This window comes from Streptomyces sp. NBC_01474, from assembly GCF_035918215.1.
Taxonomy (GTDB): domain Bacteria; phylum Actinomycetota; class Actinomycetes; order Streptomycetales; family Streptomycetaceae; genus Streptomyces; species Streptomyces aureus.
In genome coordinates, this window is record NZ_CP109449.1 from 7,805,144 (window position 1) to 7,822,404 (window position 17,261).

Consider the following 17,261-nt stretch of genomic DNA (forward strand, 5'->3'; position numbering starts at 1 on the left):
CCGGGAGGCGGGCCCGCTCACCGGAACGTGTTGCACCGCGCCATGTCGCCGCTGCGGTAGCCCTCGTAGAACCACTGCTGCCGCTGCTGGGCCGAGCCGTGCGTCCAGGTCTCGGGCGTCACCCGGCCCTGGAATTTCTCCTGGATCCGGTCGTCGCCGACGGCGGCCGCCGCGTTCAGGCCGTCTCGGATGTCCGCTTCGGTGAGGTTCGTGATCAAGGGCTTGCCCGTCTTGTCGTCGGGCGTCGTCGTCGCGTGGTGCGCCCAGACCCCGGCGTAGCAGTCCGCCTGGAGCTCGACCCGCACCGCGTTGCTGTTCCGGCCCGTACGCCCGTCCTGGGAGCGCTGGAGCGTCCCCATCAGGTTCTGCACGTGGTGCCCGTACTCGTGCGCCACCACGTAGGCCTGCGCGAAGGGGCCGCCGCTGGAGCCGAACTTGGTGCGCAGGTCGTCGAAGAAGCCCAGGTCCAGATAGACCTTGCGGTCGCCCGGGCAGTAGAAGGGCCCGACCGCCGAGGTCGCCGTGCCGCACGCGGTGGCGACCTGGCCGGTGAAGAACACGGTCTGCGCGGGGGAGTAGGTGCCCCCGCGGCGGCGGAACTCCTGACGCCAGTAGTCCTGGACGCTGTTGACGACCGCCACGATGCGGCAGTCCTCCTTGTTGTTCGCGTCCTGGCCCGTACGGCAGTCCTGGCTGACCTGGGCCGCGGACGAGACGGTGGTGTCGGGTTCGCCACTGTCGGAGGAGAGGCCGAATTCGTTCGTGCCGAAGAAGAGGCCGATCAGGACGGCGAGCAGGCCCGCGAGGCCGCCGCCGACGGTCCGCCGGCCGCCGGGGACCCGGCGCCTGTCCTGCACCTCGGAGGTGTCCAGGTCGGCGTCGTCGTCGAACTGCATGGCCGCACCGCCCTCTGCCGCACGTCAGGGGCGGCGGCCCGCCGCCCAACGCCCACTATCAAACATTTCGTGGCGGTCTGCCCCTCGGCCCGGCAACGGCAGGGCGGAAAAGTGTTTGCATCGCCCCGTTAGACTTGGCCCATGGCCATTCTCCGCATGCACTAGACGGCTCATCGCCCTCAGTAGCCCTTCCGCCGTCCATTCCCTGCTCAGGAGTCTGTCCGTGATCACCGCTTCCGGCATCGAGCTGCGCGCCGGCGCCCGCATCCTCATCGAGAACGCCACCTTCCGTATCGCCAAGGGCGACCGCATCGGCCTGGTCGGACGCAATGGCGCGGGCAAGACGACGCTCACCAAGTGCCTCGCCGGTGAGGGCACCCCGGCCGGAGGCCAGATCGCCCGCTCCGGAGAGGTCGGCTACCTCCCGCAGGACCCCCGCACCGGCGACCTCGACATCCTGGCCCGCGACCGCATCCTGTCCGCGCGCGGCCTCGACACCCTGATCCAGAAGATGCGTGACAACGAGCAGCGCATCGCCAGCGGCACGGGCGCCACGCGCGCGAAGGCGCTCAAGCAGTACGAGCGCCAGGAGACGGAGTTCCTCACCAAGGGCGGGTACGCCGCCGAGGCCGAGGCCGCCACCATCGCCGCCGCGCTCAACCTGCCCGACCGCGTGCTCGGCCAGCCCCTGCACACGCTCTCCGGCGGTCAGCGCCGCCGTATCGAGCTGGCCCGCATCCTCTTCTCGGACGCGGACACCCTGCTCCTCGACGAGCCCACGAACCACCTCGACGCCGACTCCATCGTCTGGCTGCGCGACTACCTGAAGTCGTACCGCGGCGGCTTCATCGTGATCTCCCACGACGTCGACCTCGTCGAGACGGTCGTCAACAAGGTGTTCTACCTGGACGCGAACCGGTCCCAGATCGACGTCTACAACATGGGCTGGAAGCTCTACCAGCAGCAGCGCGAGGCCGACGAGAAGCGCCGCAAGCGCGAGCGCCAGAACGCCGAGAAGAAGGCCGCGGCCCTCAACTCCCAGGCCGACAAGATGCGCGCCAAGGCGACCAAGACCGTCGCCGCGCAGAACATGGCCAAGCGCGCCGACCGGCTGCTCGCCGGGCTCGACGCCGTCCGCGTCTCCGACAAGGTCGCCAAGCTGCGCTTCCCCGAGCCCTCCCCGTGCGGCAAGACGCCGCTGATGGCCGAGGGCCTGTCGAAGTCGTACGGCTCCCTGGAGATCTTCACCGACGTCGACCTGGCCATCGACAAGGGCTCGCGCGTCGTCATCCTCGGCCTCAACGGCGCGGGCAAGACCACCCTGCTCAAGCTGCTCGGCGGAGCCGAGAAGCCCGACACCGGCGAGATCATCGAGGGCCACGGCCTCAAGCTCGGCTACTACGCGCAGGAGCACGAGACCCTCGACCCGGAGCGCACGGTCCTGGAGAACATGCGCTCCGCCGCCCCCGACCTGGACCTGGTCGAGGTGCGCAAGACGCTCGGCTCGTTCCTGTTCTCCGGGGACGACGTCGACAAGCCGGCCGGTGTCCTGTCCGGCGGTGAGAAGACCCGCCTCGCGCTCGCCACGCTCGTCGTGTCGTCCGCGAACGTCCTGCTCCTCGACGAGCCCACGAACAACCTCGACCCGGCCAGCCGCGAGGAGATCCTCGGCGCGCTGCGCACCTACAAGGGCGCCGTCGTCCTCGTCACCCACGACGAGGGCGCCGTGGACGCGCTCCAGCCGGAGCGGATCATCCTGCTGCCCGACGGCGTCGAGGACCTCTGGGGCCAGGACTACGCGGATCTGGTCAGCCTTGCCTGACCCTCCGGCGCCCGCGTCGTGGGCCCGCACGATCACGGTCGGCCGTCAGCACGGCTTGATCGAAAGGCTGATCCACTCGGTATGGATCATTCGGCCGATCCGTGATCCATCATCTGAGTGAGATCTCCTCGTACCGCGGTGTGTCCTACACGGATTTCGTCGCCGCACCCGCGCCGGGGCCCTTGTGCCGACTGGCAAGGCGCTGACCTGGCCCTTCGTGGGGGACGCTGTTTCCAACCCTGCCCAGGTGCGCCCGGAACCCTCCATTCCACTCGTGTCGACCGCTTCCCGGCCGCACAAGCTCGTCGTACGGACCTTGCCGAATGGGTGGCCAGGAAGCCCAGGAGGGGTGATCATGAGAAGTCCAGAGCGCACTTCCCATGAGGAGGCACGGGTGGCCGAGACTCTGAAGAAGGGCAGCCGGGTAACCGGCGCCGCGCGCGACAAGCTCGCGGCAGACCTGAAGAAGAAGTACGACTCCGGTGCGAGCATCCGAGCGCTGGCCGAAGAAACCGGCCGCTCGTATGGGTTCGTGCACCGGATGCTCAGTGAGTCGGGAGTCACGCTGCGAGGTCGCGGCGGGGCTACACGCGGCAAGAAGGCGACCGCGGCCGGCTGACCCGGGCAGTGCACAGGCTTCGATGGTGACCACCCGGTCGGTCCGCCGACCGGCCGGTTGGTTACTGTGCAGTAGTTTCGAGGACGTCGACACGTCCTCGACCGACTGCGCACACCATCGGAGGCACACATGGCTTCGCCCGACAGCGGATCCGGCTCGCTCGCGCCGGTACTCGACAAGGACGGGGTCCGCCTCACCGTCGACGGCTCCATCGCCACGGTGACGCTGACCAACCCGGACAAGCGCAACGCCCAAAGTCCTGCTCTGTGGCGGGCGTTGGCCGACGCCGGGAAGTCCCTGCCGGGCAGCGTGCGCGTCGTCGTGCTGCGCGCGGAGGGACTCTCGTTCTCCGCGGGCCTCGACCGTCAGGCGTTCACGCCCGAGGGTTTCGACGGCGAGCCGTCCTTCATCGACCTGGCGCGCGGCTCCGACGACGTGCTCGACGACACCATCGCCGAGTACCAGGAGGCGTTCACCTGGTGGCGGCGCAGCGACATCATCACCGTCGCCGCGGTGCAGGGGCACGCGATCGGCGCGGGCTTCCAGCTCGCCCTCGCATGCGATCTGCGGATCGCCGCCGAGGACGTGCAGTTCTCCATGCGCGAGACCAGCCTCGGTCTGGTGCCCGACCTCACCGGCACGCATCCCCTCGTCTCCCTCGTGGGATACGCGCGCGCCCTGGAGATCTGCGTCACCGGCCGCTACGTCCACGCCGACGAGGCCGGCCGCATCGGCCTGGCCAACCTCGTGGTGCCCGCCGACCAGCTCGACGCCGCCGCGCGCGACCTCGCCGGAGCACTCGTCGCCGCGCCCCGCGACGCCGTCATCGAGACCAAGGCCCTGCTCCAGGGCGTCTCCGGGCGCTCGTACGAGGAGCAGCGCACCGCCGAGCGCGCCGCCCAGGGACGCCGGCTCCGGGACCTGGCGGGCCTCGGCGACTGACGCGACCCACCCATGGCCCACGCATGACCAGGGCTGACCCGGGCCGGACGGCCCTCAGCGCACGGCGGTCACCAGAACGGCCACTGACGGATGATCCGACAGGGCCTCGGTGACCGCCGCCCGCACGTCCCGCGCCACATCGAGCGCCCGCCGCCCGCCCGACACGGCCAGTTCGATCCGTACATGGCGGCGCGGCAGCGTGGCCGTGCCCTCGGAACGCTCCCCGATGTGCACCGCACGCCCCAGGCCGCCCAGCGCACCGGTCAGCCGCGCCACCCCCAGTACGGAGAGCGCGGCCTGCCCGGCCCGTTCCTCGTCGCTGTCACCCTTGGCCTGCCGGCTGTCCACGACATCTGCCTCCGCGTCCACCAAGGCGGGCTGCGCCGGCGCGTCGTCGTCGAACAGCGCCGTCACCCGCAGGTCCACCTGGTCCACCGTGAGCCCGAGGCCGTCGGACGCCGCGCGGGTCAGGGCCGCGCGCAACCGGGACGCGGCCGTGGGCAGCGGTTCGTCCGGTGCCGCCGCGCACTCCGCGACGATGCGCAGCGGCCCCGGCGGCAGAGCACTCGGTGGCGGGGACACCACGGACTCGTAGGAGCCGTCGGGGTCGGCGAGCTCGATGCGCAGGCTTCCCAGCCGCACCCCCGGCACCGATTGGGCTGTCCGGTGCAACGCCGACCGCGCCGCCGATTCGGCCAGCCAGCACCCGTCTTGCGGCCCTCCGAGCGGTACCAGCCTGCCGAGCCCGAGCTGGTGTCGTACTGCCTGCGTCCATCGGTCAGCGCTCATTGCCCAAGCCTGCCGCATCCATGGCGCGCGACCGGGCAACCGCACTTAGTGTGGTCGAAAGAGCAGTGACTCCCAGAGAACGACCTGAGGGAACCTCTTCGAAAGGGACGACCCGCGATGAGCGACACCGCAGAGAAGCCGGGCGAAGCGACCGGGGGCAGGACCAGTGTGACCAAGCGGGGCGGCGGATCCGCCGGGACGCGAGGACGCACCACCATCGCCGACGGTGTGGTCGAGAAGATCGCCGGCCTCGCCGCGCGGGACGTCATGGGCGTGCACGCGATGGGCAGCGGCCTGTCCCGCACCTTCGGAGCCGTACGCGACCGGGTGCCCGGCGGCACCAAATCCGTGTCGCGCGGGGTGAAGGCGGAGGTCGGCGAGGTACAGACGGCGCTCGACCTGGAAATCGTCGTGGAGTACGGGGTGTCGATCGCCGACGTCGCCCGTGACGTGCGCGAGAACGTGGTCGCGGCCGTCGAGCGCATGACCGGCCTCGAGGTCGTCGAGGTCAACATCGCGGTGAGCGACGTGAAGCTGCCCGACGAAGAGGACGAGGAGCCGGAGTCCCGGCTTCAGTAATCACCCGCCCGCGAGCTTGCCCTTGAGGAGGAGCGCTCGATGAACCTGGCCGTGATCGGCATGATCGCCGGAATGGCTCTCGCTTTCGCCGGATACTTCGGCGGCTTCGGGGCCTTCCTGCTGGTGGCGGCGCTCGGCGCCGTCGGCTTCGTCGCCGGCCGGTTCCTCGAGGGGGACCTGGAACCCGGCGACTTCTTCCGCTCGCGCGGCGACCGGCGGCGGTGACCGGTGGCGACGCAGGTCGCGCCCGCCGACCGCGGCGCGACCCGGATCGCCGACCGGGTCGTCGCGAAGATCGCCGCACAGGCGGCGCGTGAGGCACTCCCCGCCGTTCCGGCGGAGGGAAGTGCCCCGCACGCCGCCGTCTCCGTGCGCCACGACATCGCCCATGTGCGGATCAGCCTCGAACTGGACTATCCCGGCGACATCGGAGCGCAGTGCGGCGCCGTGCGTCGTCAAGTCGCCGAGCGGGTAAAAGCGTTGGCGGGGATGGAGGTGCCCGAGGTGGCCGTCCAGGTGGAGCGGCTGCACTCGGAGCACGATCGCGGCGCGGCACAGCGGAGGATCCGATGAGCGAGCCCACACAGTCCCTGCCCGTCGTCGAACGCGGGCAGGGCGAGCTCGACCAGTTCGGCCAGTCAGGGTCTGCGGCCACCTACAAGGCGCTGCCCACGCTGGAGGGCGAGCACGACACCGGCCGTTTCTGGTCGTCGCGCCGGATCCCCGCCGCACTGGTGGCGATCGTGCTCCTCGGCGGCTCCGGGATCCTGCTCTACGACATCGCCGCCGTGCGCGCGGGCCACTCCGCGATGCACTGGCGGCGCGCCCTCGCCCGCGAACTCGCCGACCGGCCCCTCGACAACGTGTGGGTGCTGGTCGGCGCCGGGGTGGCCGCCTTGCTCGGGCTGTGGCTGATCGTGCTCGCCGTGACGCCCGGCCTCCGCGCCGTCCTGCCGATGCGCCGCACCCACACCGACGTACGGGCCGGACTGCACCGCGACGCGGCCGCCATGGTCCTGCGCGACCGGGCCATGGAGGTGGCGGGCGTGCAGTCCGTACGCGTACGGATGAAGCGCTCCAAGGCCGAGGTGCGGGCCGTCTCGCACTTCCGTCAACTCGACGACGTACGCGCCGACTTGGATGCCGTGATCGGCGAGACCGTCAAGGGGCTCGGGCTCACCGCCACGCCCGGCCTGTCCGTACACGTGGCGCGGCCCGGAAAGAAGGGATGAGCCCCGTGCTCAGGACCGTGAACCGGGTCGTCGTCGGCCTCGTCGGGCTGATCCTCGTCGTGGCCGGAGGGTCCGTCCTCGCCGTCGGACTCGGTGTGTCCCCGCCGTCCTGGTGGATCTACGACGGGCGGCACGACGTGCTACTGAGCAGGGCGGACCGTTACCGGTGGCGCAGTGACGGCTGGTGGTGGCCGGTCGTCATCGCCGTGCTCGCCGTCTGTGTGCTGCTCGCGCTGTGGTGGCTGGTCGCCCAGCTGCGCCGGCGCCGGCTCGCCGAGGTCCTCGTCGACACCGGGGACGGCGAGGGCGCGCTGCTGCGCGGCCGGGCGCTCGAAGGGGTCCTCGTCGGCGAGGCGGAGTCGCTCGACGGCGTGGAGAGCGCCCGGGTCCGCCTGACCGGGCGGCGCTCCGCACCCCATGTACGCATGGGCCTGCTCCTCGAACCGCACGCGGAGCCCGGGGCCGCGCTTCAGCGGATCAGCGAGGATGCACTGGGCCACGCGCGGGACTCCGCCGGCCTCGCCGCCCTCCCGGCCGAGGTACGGCTCCGCGCGGTGAAGCACCACGCGGAGCGCGTGAGTTGACCCGACAGGCTCAGAGCGCCCGCCGGCTCAGAAGCCGTGCCGGTAGCCGCCGTCCACCGGGAGCATCACGCCCGTGAGGTACGACGCGGCGGGCGAGAGGAAGAAGGCGGCGGCGCGGCCGAACTCCTCCGGCCTGCCGTAGCGGCGCAGCGGGATGCGCGCCTCGGTGGCGGCGCGGGTCGCCTCCGGGTCGGCGGACAGGCCGTCGAGCTCACGGACCCGGTCCGTGTCGATCCGGGCCGGGAGCAGGCCGACGACGCGGATGCCGCGCGGGCCAAGCTCGTCCGCGAGGGACTTCGCGAACCCGGCGAGCCCGGGGCGCAGGCCGTTGGAGATGGTCAGGCCGGGGATCGGCTCGTGGACGGAGCCGGAGAGCACGAAGCCGATGACACCGCCCTCACCGAGTTCGGCCGCGGCCGAGCGGGCGAGCCGCACCGCGCCGAGGAAGACCGACTCGAAGGCCGACTCCCACTGCTCGTCGGTGTTGTCCGCGAGGAAGCCGGGGGCCGGCCCGCCGACGCTGATCAGTACGCCGTCGAAGCCGCCGAAGGTCTCGCGCGCCGCGTCGATCAGGCGCCGCGCGACGGCGGGGTCGGCGTTGTCGGCGGCGATGCCCACGGCGTTCTCGCCGAGCGCTTCGGCGGCCTCGGCCACCCGCTTCTCGTCCCGCCCGGTGATGATCACTTTCGCGCCGTCGGCGACGAGCTCACGCGCGGCAGCGTTGCCCAGGCCGCGGGTGGCGCCGGTGACGACGTAGACACGGTCCTTCAGTCCAAGATCCATGGGTCCTATCCTGCCTCGCCGGTCCCGAAGAGGGTGAAGGCGGTCCCCACCAGGCCGATATGGCTGAAGGCCTGCGGGAAGTTCCCGAGCTGGCGCCCCGACACGGGGTCGTACTCCTCGGCGAGCAGGCCCACGTCGTTGCCGAGCGCGCAGAGCTGGTCGAACAGCTCGCGGGCCTCCTTGGTGTGCCCGGTCAGATGCAGCGCGTCCGCGAGCCAGAACGAGCAGACGAGGAACGTGCCCTCGCGGCCCGGGAGTCCGTCGACACCGGTCGCCTCGGCGCTGTAGCGGCGCACGAAGCCGTTGTCCGAGAGTTCGTCGCGGACCGCCTGGACGGTGCCGAGGACGCGTGGGTCGTCCGACGGCAGGAAGCCGACGAGGGGGATGATCAGCAGGGACGCGTCGAGCTCGGTCGAGCCGTAGTACTGGGTGAACGTGTTGCGGTCCGCGTCGAATCCGCGCTCCAGGACGTCACGGTGGATGTCGTCGCGCAGTCGCCTTATGGCGACGAGATCGCCCGGCAGTCCGGGCTCGTCCTCAAGGGCCTTGACGATGCGGTCGGCGGCCACCCACGCCATCACCTTCGAGTGCACGAAGTGCCGGCGCGGCCCGCGGACCTCCCAGAGCCCCTGGTCGGGCCGGCGCCACGCGGTGCTCAGGAACTCCACGAGGGCCAGCTGCAGCCGCCACGCGTGCGGCTCGGAGGGCATACCTGCGACCCGTGCCAGGGCGAGCGAGTCGATCACCTCTCCGTACACGTCGAGCTGGAGCTGGTGCACGGCGTCGTTGCCCGCGCGTACCGGGACGGAGTGGCCGTATCCGGCCAGCCACGGGAGTTCCATCTCGGGCAGGCGCCGCTCGCCCGCGAGCCCGTACATGATCTGCAGGTCCGCCGGGTCGCCCGCGACCGCGCGCAGCAGCCAGTCCCGCCATGCCTTGGCCTCGTCGAGATAGCCGGCCGACACGAGCGCGCCGAGGGTGAGGGTCGAGTCGCGCAGCCAGCAGTACCGGTAGTCCCAGTTGCGCACGCCGCCGAGCTCCTCCGGCAGCGACGTGGTGGGCGCGGCGACGATCCCGCCCGTGGGTTCGAACGTGAGCGCCTTCAGGGTGACCAGGGAGCGCAGGACCGCGTCCTTGTGCGGGCCGTCGTAGCGGCACTGCGCCGACCACTCCTCCCACTCCTCCTGGGAGCGGCGCAGGGACTCGAAGGGGTCGATGAGGTCGGGGCGCGGCTCGTGCGACGGGTGCCAGGTCAGCACGAACGCGACGGACTCGCCCTCCTCGACGGTGAACTCGGAGTGGGTGGTGAGGTCCTTGCCCCAGGTGCGTACGGGGGGCTCGCTGCGCAGCCACATCGAGTCGGGCCCCGCGACGGCCACGCGGTGGCCGTCGGCCTTGCGCATCCACGGCACGATCGATCCGTAGTCGAAGCGCAGGCGTAGGGTGCCGCGCATCGTGACGCGGCCCCTGATCCCTTCGACGATGCGTACGAGGTCGGGGGCCTGGTCGCGCTGTGGCATCAGGTCGGTGACCCGGACGCTGCCCTCGTCGGTGTCCCACTCCGTGTCGAGGACGAGGGTGCCGGGGCGGTAGGAGCGGCGGGTGCAGTCGCCCGCGCCCTTCGGGGCGAGCTGCCAGTGGCCGTTCTCCTCCTTGCCCACCAGCGCGGCGAAACAGGCCGCCGAGTCGAAGCGGGGGAGGCAGAGCCAGTCGACGGAGCCGCCACTGGAGACGAGGGCGGCCGTCTGCTGGTCGCCGATGAGCGCGTAGTCCTCAAGGGGTCGGTGCACGTGAGGCGGGTTCCCGCCGGACGGGGCCGCCAATCCCACCGGGGGCCGGGCGGGTGAGGGCGAATGCGCGCGCGGCGGTGGCTCCGGGTCCTACACCGTGGCGGGTTCGGGGCCCGCGGGGGTCTCCTCGGCCGACGCCGCCTCGGCGCGGTCGCGGCGCTCGCGCCGGACCAGCACGACGAAGCCGACGGGCACGGCCGCGGCGAACAGCCACCACTGGACCGCGTACGCCATGTGCGGGCCGATGTCGCTGTGGTTGGGCGTGGGGATCAGCTGGGGGGTGTTGCCCTTCGGGTCGGGCGACGTCTGCTCGATGAATCCGCCGAGGACCTGCTTGCCGAGCGCCTTGGCCTGCTGGCCGCTGCTGATCAGCATGATCTGACGGTCCGGCAGGCCCTTGACGTTCTTGATGCCGCTCGCGGCGGTCGTCTCGTCGGCCAGCAGGCGGCCGGTGACGGTGATCTCGCCGCGCGCGGGCGCGGGGATCTTCGGGAACGCGGTCTGCGCGCCGTCGGCCGGGATCCAGCCGCGGTTGACCAGGAGCACCTTGCCGTCGTCGAGGACGAACGGCGTCAGGACGTGGAAGCCGACCTCGCCGTCGGTGTTCGTGCGGCGCCGCACGACGACCTCGTGCGCCGTGTCGAACGTCCCCTTCGCGGAGACCCGGCGGTGGATCTCGGCCTTGGGTACGGGCTTCCCGGGGGAGGTGAGCTGCTCGGCGGGCAGCGGCTTCGCGGAGAGCGCGTCACCGATCTGCTGGTTCTGCGCGACGCGGTGCTCGTGCCGGTGCAGCTGCCAGAAGCCCAGCTTGATCATCGTGGGGATGAGGAGGAGGGTGATGAGGGTGAGGATCACCCACTGCCGGGACAACAGGAAGCGGTACACCCCACGACCGTACAACTCGGTCGTGGGGCGACATCACGGGGGTGTGCCGGAGGGCTCAGACCTTGTCGACGATCCCCACCTTCCCCTCCGCGCGGGAGCAGTGCGCCCCGCAGTACCAGTGCCCGTCGACCTCTACTCCCTGGCCGACGATGCGGCACCGGCAGTGCTCGCAGATCGGCGCCATGCGGTGGATGGCGCAGGAGAAACAGTCGAAGACGTGCACCGCGCCCTGCGCGTGCACCTCGAAGGACATTCCGTAGTCGTTTCCGCAGACCTCACAACGTGCCATGCGCCACAGGGTGGGCTTCGCGCTCGCGCGGGGCGAGCGGCGGGCGGGCGAGTCGCCGCGCAATCACCCGTCTGACGCCGGGGCCACGTCACGCAGGAGCTGGCCGAAGGCCGCCTCGTCGATGACCGGTGTGCCGTACTGCTTCGCCTTGACGGCCTTCGACGTGTACGAGTCGGGGTCGTTCGTGACGAGGACGCTGGTGAGTCGGGACAGGCTCGTCGCGATGTGCAGCCCGGCCTCGACGGCGCGGTCCTCCAGGAGCTCACGGTCCACCGAGGTGTCTCCGGAGAACGCCACCCGCATGCCCTGCTTGAGCCGTTTGCCCGGTTCGTACCGTCCGGGGTTCGGGTGCGGGCACGGCTGCCGCTTGCGCGACGGGCGCCATGTCCCGCCGCCCCCGTACGAGGACGACGACGGGGCCGAGCCCTGGCGGCCGATGCGCGCCGCGCCGTCCGTCCACTCCGTGAGCGGCCTGCACTCGAGCAGGGGCAGCCGCACCCCGCCGCTCGCGGCGGCCCGCAGGCTCGGCCGGAACGCCTCGGCGAGCACGCGCGCGTCGTCGAGCGCATGGTGCGCGTTGCGCTGGACGACGCCGAAGTGCGCGGCGAGGGACTCCAGCTTGTGGTTGGGCAGGGGGAGGCCGAGCTCCTTGGACAGCGCGATGGTGCACAGGCGCTGGCGGACGGGGGCGGTGCGCTCCGCGCGGGCGTACTCCCGGGCGATCATCGACCAGTCGAAGACCGCGTTGTGGGCGACGAGCACGCGGCCGTCGAGCCGGGTCGCGAACTCCTCGGCGATGTCCTTGAAGAGGGGCGCGCCTTCGAGCACGTCGTTCGTCAGGCCGTGGATCCAGACGGGGCCCGGGTCACGCTCGGGGTTGACCAGCGTGTACCAGTGGTCCTCGACCTCGCCCCGCGCGTCGAGCCGGTAGACGGCTGCGGAGATTATCCGGTCGTCCCGGGAGAGGCCGGTGGTCTCCACGTCGACGACCGCGTATCCCTGCGGATACGCGGCCGGCCAAGGAGCGGCGGACGCGGCGGTCGTCTGGTCTTCGAGCATGGTCCATGAGGATACGGGCCGCGACTGACACCTCCGTCGCCCGGTCCCGCGGCTGCGTCCGTTATGTCCGCAACAGGCCTGACACCAGAGCCCTGACGGAGGCGTCGAACACCTTCTCCGGGTCGGCCGGAAGGCTGAGCGCACGGGCCAAGGCGGCGTCGCCCTCCGCCGTCCGCGCGCCCCACAGCTCCTCCTCGCCGGGCCGCTGCACGGGCGCGCGCTCGCGTTGACGCTCCACCAGGACATGGCCGACGACATGGAACTGCACCGCCCGTACGACCCCGGCGGCGCGGGTCCCGCGCAGGCCCGCGGCGTGCACCTCGCGCACGAGGGCCTGTTGCGCGGGCAGGAACATCCTCTCGGTCAGGCCTCGTTCGTGGACCATCGCGACGAGGTGCGGATGGTCGCGCAGCTGCCGGCGCAGGGCGCGGGCGACGGAGGCGACGCGCTGCTCCGGTGTGGCGCCGCGGGGGCGGATCTCCCCGAGGTCGGCGACGGTGCGCTCGACCAGGGCTTCGAGCAGCGACTCGCGGTTACCGACGTGCCAGTAGATCGAGGTGACGGCGGTGCCGAGCTCGGCGGCGAGCTTGCGCATCGTCAGGGACTGCGGGCCCTGCTGTTTCACCAGCTTCGCGGCGGCGGCGAGGACCTGTTCCCTGTCGAGATGTGTGCGCGTGTCTTTACCCTTCACGGAAGCTGTTGTAACTGTGTTACAGAGCATCCGCAAGTGCACACCCGTCCACGCAAGTCCGCGCCGACGAAGGGTGGTACGACATGGCACGCATTCGATACGGAGCACGCACGGAGGCGGAGATCTCCGCCGCACGCGCCGCGAGTTCGAAGCTCCCCGACATCTGGTCCACGGGGGTGGTGGCCGTCTGGGAGAGCGACCCGGACGCGGTCGCCGCGGTACTTCCGCCCCCGCTCAAGCCCACCGGACGCCCGCTGGTGCGGGCCAACATCAGCAAGGTCGACCTGCCCGGCTACCCCCTGGGCGCCGGATCGGTCGCCGTCGCCGCCGAGCACGGCGGCGTCGAGGGCTGGTATCCGCTCGTCATGCCGATGACGCACGAGCGAGCCCTGATCGGCGGCCGTGAGGTCTTCGGCGAGCCCAAGAAGCTCGGCGAGGTGAGCGTCGAGCGCGACGGCCTCGTGGTGCGCGCGGCACTCGCCCGGCACGGCATCGCCTTCGTGGAGGTGCGCGGCGCGGTGAGCGGAGCCCTGCCCCTGCCCGAGCCGGCGCTCAAGACGGACTTCTACTTCAAGTTCCTTCCCGCCGTGGACGGTTCGGGCTTCGACATGGAGCCGGTGCTCGTGCACTGCCTGCGCAACGAGAAGGTCCGCAAGCTGGAGCGGATCACCGGGGACGTGCTCCTGCGGGAGTCGATGTACGACCCGGTCGCCGACCTTCCGGTGCGTGCCGTCGTCGAGATCACCATCGGCGAGAAGACGACCGACCAGAAGGGCAAGGTCGTCGAACGCGTCAGCGCGCAGGCGCTGCTGCCGTACATCCACCAGCGCTACGACGACCCGCAGCAGATCCTCGACGGGCCGCCCGAGGGGAGCGTCTGATGCGGCTGGAGGCGGGACAGGTCGCCGTCGTCACGGGCGCGGCGAGCGGCATCGGCCTCGCGATGGCACGGCGGTTCGCGGCGGACGGGCTGAAGGTCGTGCTCGCGGACGTCGAGGAGTCCGCCCTGGAGAAGGCCGCCGCCGGCCTGCGCGAGGACGGTGCCACCGTGCACGCCCGCGTGGTCGACGTCGGCGACCGCGGCCAGGTCTTCGCCCTCGCGGACGCGGCGTACGAGAAGTTCGGCGCCGTCCACGTCCTGTGCAACAACGCGGGCGTCGGCTCGGGCGCCGAGGGCCGCATGTGGCAGCACGAACCGAACGACTGGAAGTGGGCCTTCGAGGTCAACGTGTGGGGCGTCTTCCACGGCATCCAGGCCTTCGTGCCGCGCATGATCGAGGGCGGTGCGCCCGGACACGTCGTCAACACGTCCTCCGGCGACGGCGGTATCGCCCCGCTGCCCACCGCCTCCGTGTACGCGGTCACCAAGGCGGCCGTCGTGACGATGACCGAGTCCCTGTACGCGCATCTGAAGGCGGAGCACGCGCGCGTGGGCGCCTCCGTGCTCTTCCCCGGACCCCACATGCTGCGCACCGGGCTGTGGGAGTCGCACCGCAACCGGCCCGAGCGGTACGCCAAGGAGAGGCCGCGCAGGACCCCGTACCGCAGCCTCGGCCAGTGGGAGTCCGCGATGAAGGAGGCGGGCCAGGAGGTGGAGTTCACACCGGTCGAGGAGGTCGCGGACTTCGTCGCCGAGGGCATCGGTGCCGGGCGCTTCTGGCTGCTGCCGCAGAGCGAGCACAGCGACCGGCAGATCAAGGCCAGGTCCGCCTCGATGCTGGAGCGCGCGAACCCGGCGTACCTGGAGAGCTTCATTCTGGACTGAAGGGCATGCGATGACCGACCAGGATCCCTATCTGATCATCTCCTCCGACTGCCACGCCGGGCTGCCCACCGAGGAGTACCGGCCGTATCTGGACAGCCGTTTCCACCGCGCCTTCGACGAGTTCCTCGGCGAGCGGGGCGCCCGCCGCGAGGAGGCGACGCGGCTCGGCATCCGCAACGACGCGTTCGCCGCCAAATGGTTCGCCGACAACTCGGAAGGCTTGCGCGGCGGTTGGGACACCGCGCAGCGTCTCAAGGAGCTGGACGGCGACGGGGTGGCCGCCGAGGTCGTCTTCCCCGACGCGGACGCCGTGGACAGCCGGACGGCCGCGCCTTTCGGCGTGGGGCTCGGGCTCTCCGGTGATCAGGACCCCGAGCTCGGCATGGCGGGCGCCCAGGCGCACAACCGCTGGCTCGCCGACTTCGTGTCCGAACACCCCGAACGGCACTGCGGGGTCGCCCTGTTGCCCATCACCGGTGAGGTCGCCCGCGTCGTCGCCGAGGTTCACCGCGCCAAGGAGTCGGGGCTCGGCGCGCTGATGATCCCCTCCATGTGGGTCGACAAGGCGCCCTACCACGACCGGCGTTACGACCCCGTGTGGGCCGCGGCTGCCGAGTGCGCGATGCCCGTGGTCACACACTCCGGGGCTGCGCCCCGCCACGAGTACGGCGATCATCTCGGGATCTATGTCTCCGAGGTGACGTGGTGGCCCGCGCGGCCGCTGTGGTTCATGCTCTGGTCGGGCGTCTTCGAGCGCCACCCGGGCCTGAAGTTCGGCGTCGCGGAGTCGGGCTGCTGGTGGCTGCCCAACCTGCTCTGGTTCATGGACCGCCTCTACCTGGGCGCGCACGGCGGCAAGAAACTCTCGCCGTTCGCGGAGCTGAAACGCTCCCCGCACGAGTACCTGGACCGCCAGGTGTTCATCTGCGCCACCAACACCAAGCGCCGCGAACTCGCCCAGCGCTACGAGATCGGTGTCGACAACATCCTCTGGGGCAGCGACTTCCCGCACCCCGAGGGCACCTGGCCCGACACGCGCGCGTGGCTGAAGAAGACCTTCCACGACATCCCGGTGGCGGAGACCCGGCGCATGCTGGGGCTCGCCGCCGCCGAGGTCTTCGGCTTCGACACCGCGAAACTGGCTCCGCTGGCCGCCCGCATCGGCCCGACCCCCGCCGCACTCGGCCAGGACACCGACCAGTCGGCCGTCGAGGCCTCCTGGGCGCGCTCGCGTGAGGTGGGCCGCCACTGGCTGACCGATCACGACTTCCCCACCCTGGGGGTGACCTCATGAGCGAGCGCTACACCGTGATCTCCGCGGACTGCCACGCGGGAGCCGATCTCCTCGACTACCGGCCCTACTTGGAGTCCCGCCACCACGACGCGTTCGACGCGTGGGCGGCGAGCTACGTCAATCCGTACGCCGACCTGCTCGCGGACACCGCCGACCGGAACTGGAACTCGGACCGGCGCATCGCCGAGCTCGAACAGGACGGCATCGTCGCGGAGGTCGTCTTCCCGAACACGATCCCGCCGTTCTTCCCGTCCGCGTCCCTGATGGCCCCGGCCCCGACGCGCGAGGAGTTCACGCGGCGCTGGGCGGGGCTGCGCGCCCACAACCGCTGGCTCGCCGACTTCTGCGCCGCCGCCCCGGGGCGCAGGGCGGGCGTCTTCCAGATCCTCCTCAACGACGTCGACGAGGCCGTCAAGGAGATCAGGTGGGCCGCGGCCGCCGGGCTCACCGGCGGGCTGCTGCTGCCCGGCACACCACCGGGCTCGGGCCTGCCCGAGTTGTACTCGGCCGTGTACGACCCGATCTGGGCGACCTGCGCCGAACTCGGCGTGCCGGTCAACCACCACGCGGGCTCGGCGTCCCCGCCGCTCGGCGACGAACCGGCCGCGCGCGCCGTGTTCATGGTGGAGACGACGTGGTTCTCGCACCGGGCCCTGTGGCACCTGGTGTTCGGCGGCGCGTTCCGCCGTCACCCCGGCCTGAAGCTGGTCCTCACCGAACAGGGCTCGGGCTGGATCCCCGGGGTCCTGGACATGCTGGACTACTACCACGGGCGCCTGGTGGCCGCGGCGACGCGGGCGAACACGGCGGAGTCCAAGTTCGGTGCGGGGCTGGCCGATTCGATGGGCAAGGGGCCGTCCGAGGTGTGGCGCGAGAACTGCTACGTGGGGGCCAGCTTCATGCGCCCGCACGAGGTGCCGCTGCGCGACCGCATCGGCCTCGACAAGATCATGTGGGGCAGCGACTACCCGCACGACGAGGGCACCTACCCGTACACGCGCGAAGGGCTGCGGATCGCGTACGCGGGGCTGCCCCGCGACGAGGTCGCCGCGATGGTCGGCGGCAACACGGCTCGCGTCTACGGCTTCGACCTCGGCCTGCTCGACCCGATCGCGGCCCGCGTCGGACCGACCGTCCAGGAACTGGACGAACCCCTCGACGAGGCGCCGAAGGACGCGACAAGTCCGGTGTTCGCCCGGGGAGGGTCGGTCCGGATCTGGTGACCGACGGTGCGATGCTCGT

20 protein-coding genes are annotated in these 17,261 nt (G+C 71.4%); 12 read left to right on the forward strand and 8 right to left on the reverse strand.

The features are described from left to right. Window positions 1-17: 17 nt before the first annotated feature. Complete coding sequence (gene ypfJ / locus OG758_RS35575; protein WP_326713663.1) at window positions 18-896, reverse strand: KPN_02809 family neutral zinc metallopeptidase; 879 nt, start codon at window positions 894-896, stop codon at window positions 18-20. Window positions 897-1,119: 223 nt separating this feature from the next. Between ypfJ and OG758_RS35580 the strand changes: the two genes are divergently transcribed. The 3 genes from OG758_RS35580 (at window position 1,120) to OG758_RS35590 (ending at window position 4,279) form a co-directional block, all read left to right on the forward strand. Next, window positions 1,120-2,718 carry an ABC-F family ATP-binding cassette domain-containing protein gene (locus tag OG758_RS35580; RefSeq protein WP_266565756.1) on the forward strand — a complete coding sequence of 533 codons (1,599 nt, stop codon included), beginning with the start codon at window positions 1,120-1,122 and terminating at the stop codon, window positions 2,716-2,718. Window positions 2,719-3,112: 394 nt separating this feature from the next. Continuing rightward, complete coding sequence (locus OG758_RS35585; protein ID WP_189492003.1) at window positions 3,113-3,337, forward strand: helix-turn-helix domain-containing protein; 225 nt, start codon at window positions 3,113-3,115, stop codon at window positions 3,335-3,337. A 129-nt stretch (window positions 3,338-3,466) separates the two neighbouring features. Further along, window positions 3,467-4,279, forward strand: coding sequence for an enoyl-CoA hydratase/isomerase family protein (locus tag OG758_RS35590; protein ID WP_326713664.1), 813 nt, complete (start codon window positions 3,467-3,469; stop codon window positions 4,277-4,279). A 54-nt stretch (window positions 4,280-4,333) separates the two neighbouring features. On the opposite strand, the gene OG758_RS35595 is transcribed toward OG758_RS35590, so the two are convergent. After that, complete coding sequence (locus OG758_RS35595) at window positions 4,334-5,068, reverse strand: nucleopolyhedrovirus P10 family protein (RefSeq protein WP_442810372.1); 735 nt, start codon at window positions 5,066-5,068, stop codon at window positions 4,334-4,336. Between the two features lie 117 nt (window positions 5,069-5,185). Here OG758_RS35595 and OG758_RS35600 point away from each other — a divergent pair, with 117 nt between their 5' ends. The 5 genes from OG758_RS35600 to amaP are packed head-to-tail and all read left to right on the forward strand — an operon-like array spanning window position 5,186 to window position 7,463. Next, the gene (locus tag OG758_RS35600; protein WP_266565764.1) at window positions 5,186-5,647 is read left to right on the forward strand and encodes an Asp23/Gls24 family envelope stress response protein; all 462 of its coding nucleotides are present in this window, start codon (window positions 5,186-5,188) and stop codon (window positions 5,645-5,647) included. Window positions 5,648-5,686: 39 nt separating this feature from the next. Beyond that, window positions 5,687-5,872 (forward strand): hypothetical protein, encoded by a 186-nt coding sequence (locus OG758_RS35605; protein WP_227293983.1) that lies wholly within the window; start codon window positions 5,687-5,689, stop codon window positions 5,870-5,872. 3 nt (window positions 5,873-5,875) lie between these two features. After that, window positions 5,876-6,220 carry a hypothetical protein gene (locus OG758_RS35610; protein ID WP_326713666.1) on the forward strand — a complete coding sequence of 115 codons (345 nt, stop codon included), beginning with the start codon at window positions 5,876-5,878 and terminating at the stop codon, window positions 6,218-6,220. Next, window positions 6,217-6,879 (forward strand): DUF6286 domain-containing protein, encoded by a 663-nt coding sequence (locus OG758_RS35615; RefSeq protein ID WP_326713667.1) that lies wholly within the window; start codon window positions 6,217-6,219, stop codon window positions 6,877-6,879. Before OG758_RS35610 ends, OG758_RS35615 begins: the two co-directional genes overlap by 4 nt. Beyond that, window positions 6,876-7,463 (forward strand): alkaline shock response membrane anchor protein AmaP, encoded by a 588-nt coding sequence (gene amaP, locus OG758_RS35620; RefSeq protein ID WP_326713668.1) that lies wholly within the window; start codon window positions 6,876-6,878, stop codon window positions 7,461-7,463. The genes OG758_RS35615 and amaP overlap by 4 nt, the downstream gene beginning before the upstream one ends. Window positions 7,464-7,490: 27 nt before the next feature. On the opposite strand, the gene OG758_RS35625 is transcribed toward amaP, so the two are convergent. From OG758_RS35625 to OG758_RS35650, 6 genes are all read right to left on the reverse strand, one after another. Beyond that, window positions 7,491-8,246 (reverse strand): SDR family oxidoreductase, encoded by a 756-nt coding sequence (locus OG758_RS35625; protein WP_326713669.1) that lies wholly within the window; start codon window positions 8,244-8,246, stop codon window positions 7,491-7,493. Window positions 8,247-8,251: 5 nt separating this feature from the next. Beyond that, the gene (locus tag OG758_RS35630) at window positions 8,252-10,036 is read right to left on the reverse strand and encodes a glycoside hydrolase family 15 protein (protein ID WP_326713670.1); all 1,785 of its coding nucleotides are present in this window, start codon (window positions 10,034-10,036) and stop codon (window positions 8,252-8,254) included. Between the two features lie 90 nt (window positions 10,037-10,126). Continuing rightward, a complete protein-coding gene (locus OG758_RS35635) occupies window positions 10,127-10,921 on the reverse strand; it encodes an SURF1 family cytochrome oxidase biogenesis protein (RefSeq protein WP_326713671.1) in 795 nt (264 codons plus the stop codon). Window positions 10,922-10,976: 55 nt separating this feature from the next. Then, entirely contained in the window at window positions 10,977-11,210 is a 234-nt protein-coding gene (locus OG758_RS35640) for a hypothetical protein (RefSeq protein ID WP_100592621.1), read from the reverse strand. 63 nt (window positions 11,211-11,273) lie between these two features. Further along, window positions 11,274-12,269: a DEDDh family exonuclease gene (locus tag OG758_RS35645; RefSeq protein ID WP_326713672.1), complete on the reverse strand. Its 996-nt coding sequence runs from the start codon at window positions 12,267-12,269 to the stop codon at window positions 11,274-11,276. A 61-nt stretch (window positions 12,270-12,330) separates the two neighbouring features. After that, complete coding sequence (locus OG758_RS35650; RefSeq protein ID WP_326713673.1) at window positions 12,331-12,960, reverse strand: TetR/AcrR family transcriptional regulator; 630 nt, start codon at window positions 12,958-12,960, stop codon at window positions 12,331-12,333. Window positions 12,961-13,043: 83 nt separating this feature from the next. On the opposite strand from OG758_RS35650, the gene OG758_RS35655 reads away from it, so the two are divergent. Genes OG758_RS35655 through OG758_RS35670 form a run of 4 tightly spaced genes read left to right on the forward strand, consistent with a single transcriptional unit; the run spans window position 13,044 to window position 17,242 of the window. Beyond that, window positions 13,044-13,841: an acetoacetate decarboxylase family protein gene (locus tag OG758_RS35655; RefSeq protein WP_326713674.1), complete on the forward strand. Its 798-nt coding sequence runs from the start codon at window positions 13,044-13,046 to the stop codon at window positions 13,839-13,841. Then, the gene (locus OG758_RS35660) at window positions 13,841-14,725 is read left to right on the forward strand and encodes an SDR family NAD(P)-dependent oxidoreductase (protein ID WP_326713675.1); all 885 of its coding nucleotides are present in this window, start codon (window positions 13,841-13,843) and stop codon (window positions 14,723-14,725) included. Before OG758_RS35655 ends, OG758_RS35660 begins: the two co-directional genes overlap by 1 nt. A gap of 10 nt (window positions 14,726-14,735) precedes the next feature. After that, a complete protein-coding gene (locus OG758_RS35665; protein ID WP_326713676.1) occupies window positions 14,736-16,019 on the forward strand; it encodes an amidohydrolase family protein in 1,284 nt (427 codons plus the stop codon). Next, window positions 16,016-17,242: an amidohydrolase family protein gene (locus tag OG758_RS35670; protein ID WP_326713677.1), complete on the forward strand. Its 1,227-nt coding sequence runs from the start codon at window positions 16,016-16,018 to the stop codon at window positions 17,240-17,242. The genes OG758_RS35665 and OG758_RS35670 overlap by 4 nt, the downstream gene beginning before the upstream one ends. Window positions 17,243-17,261: the final 19 nt, after the last annotated feature.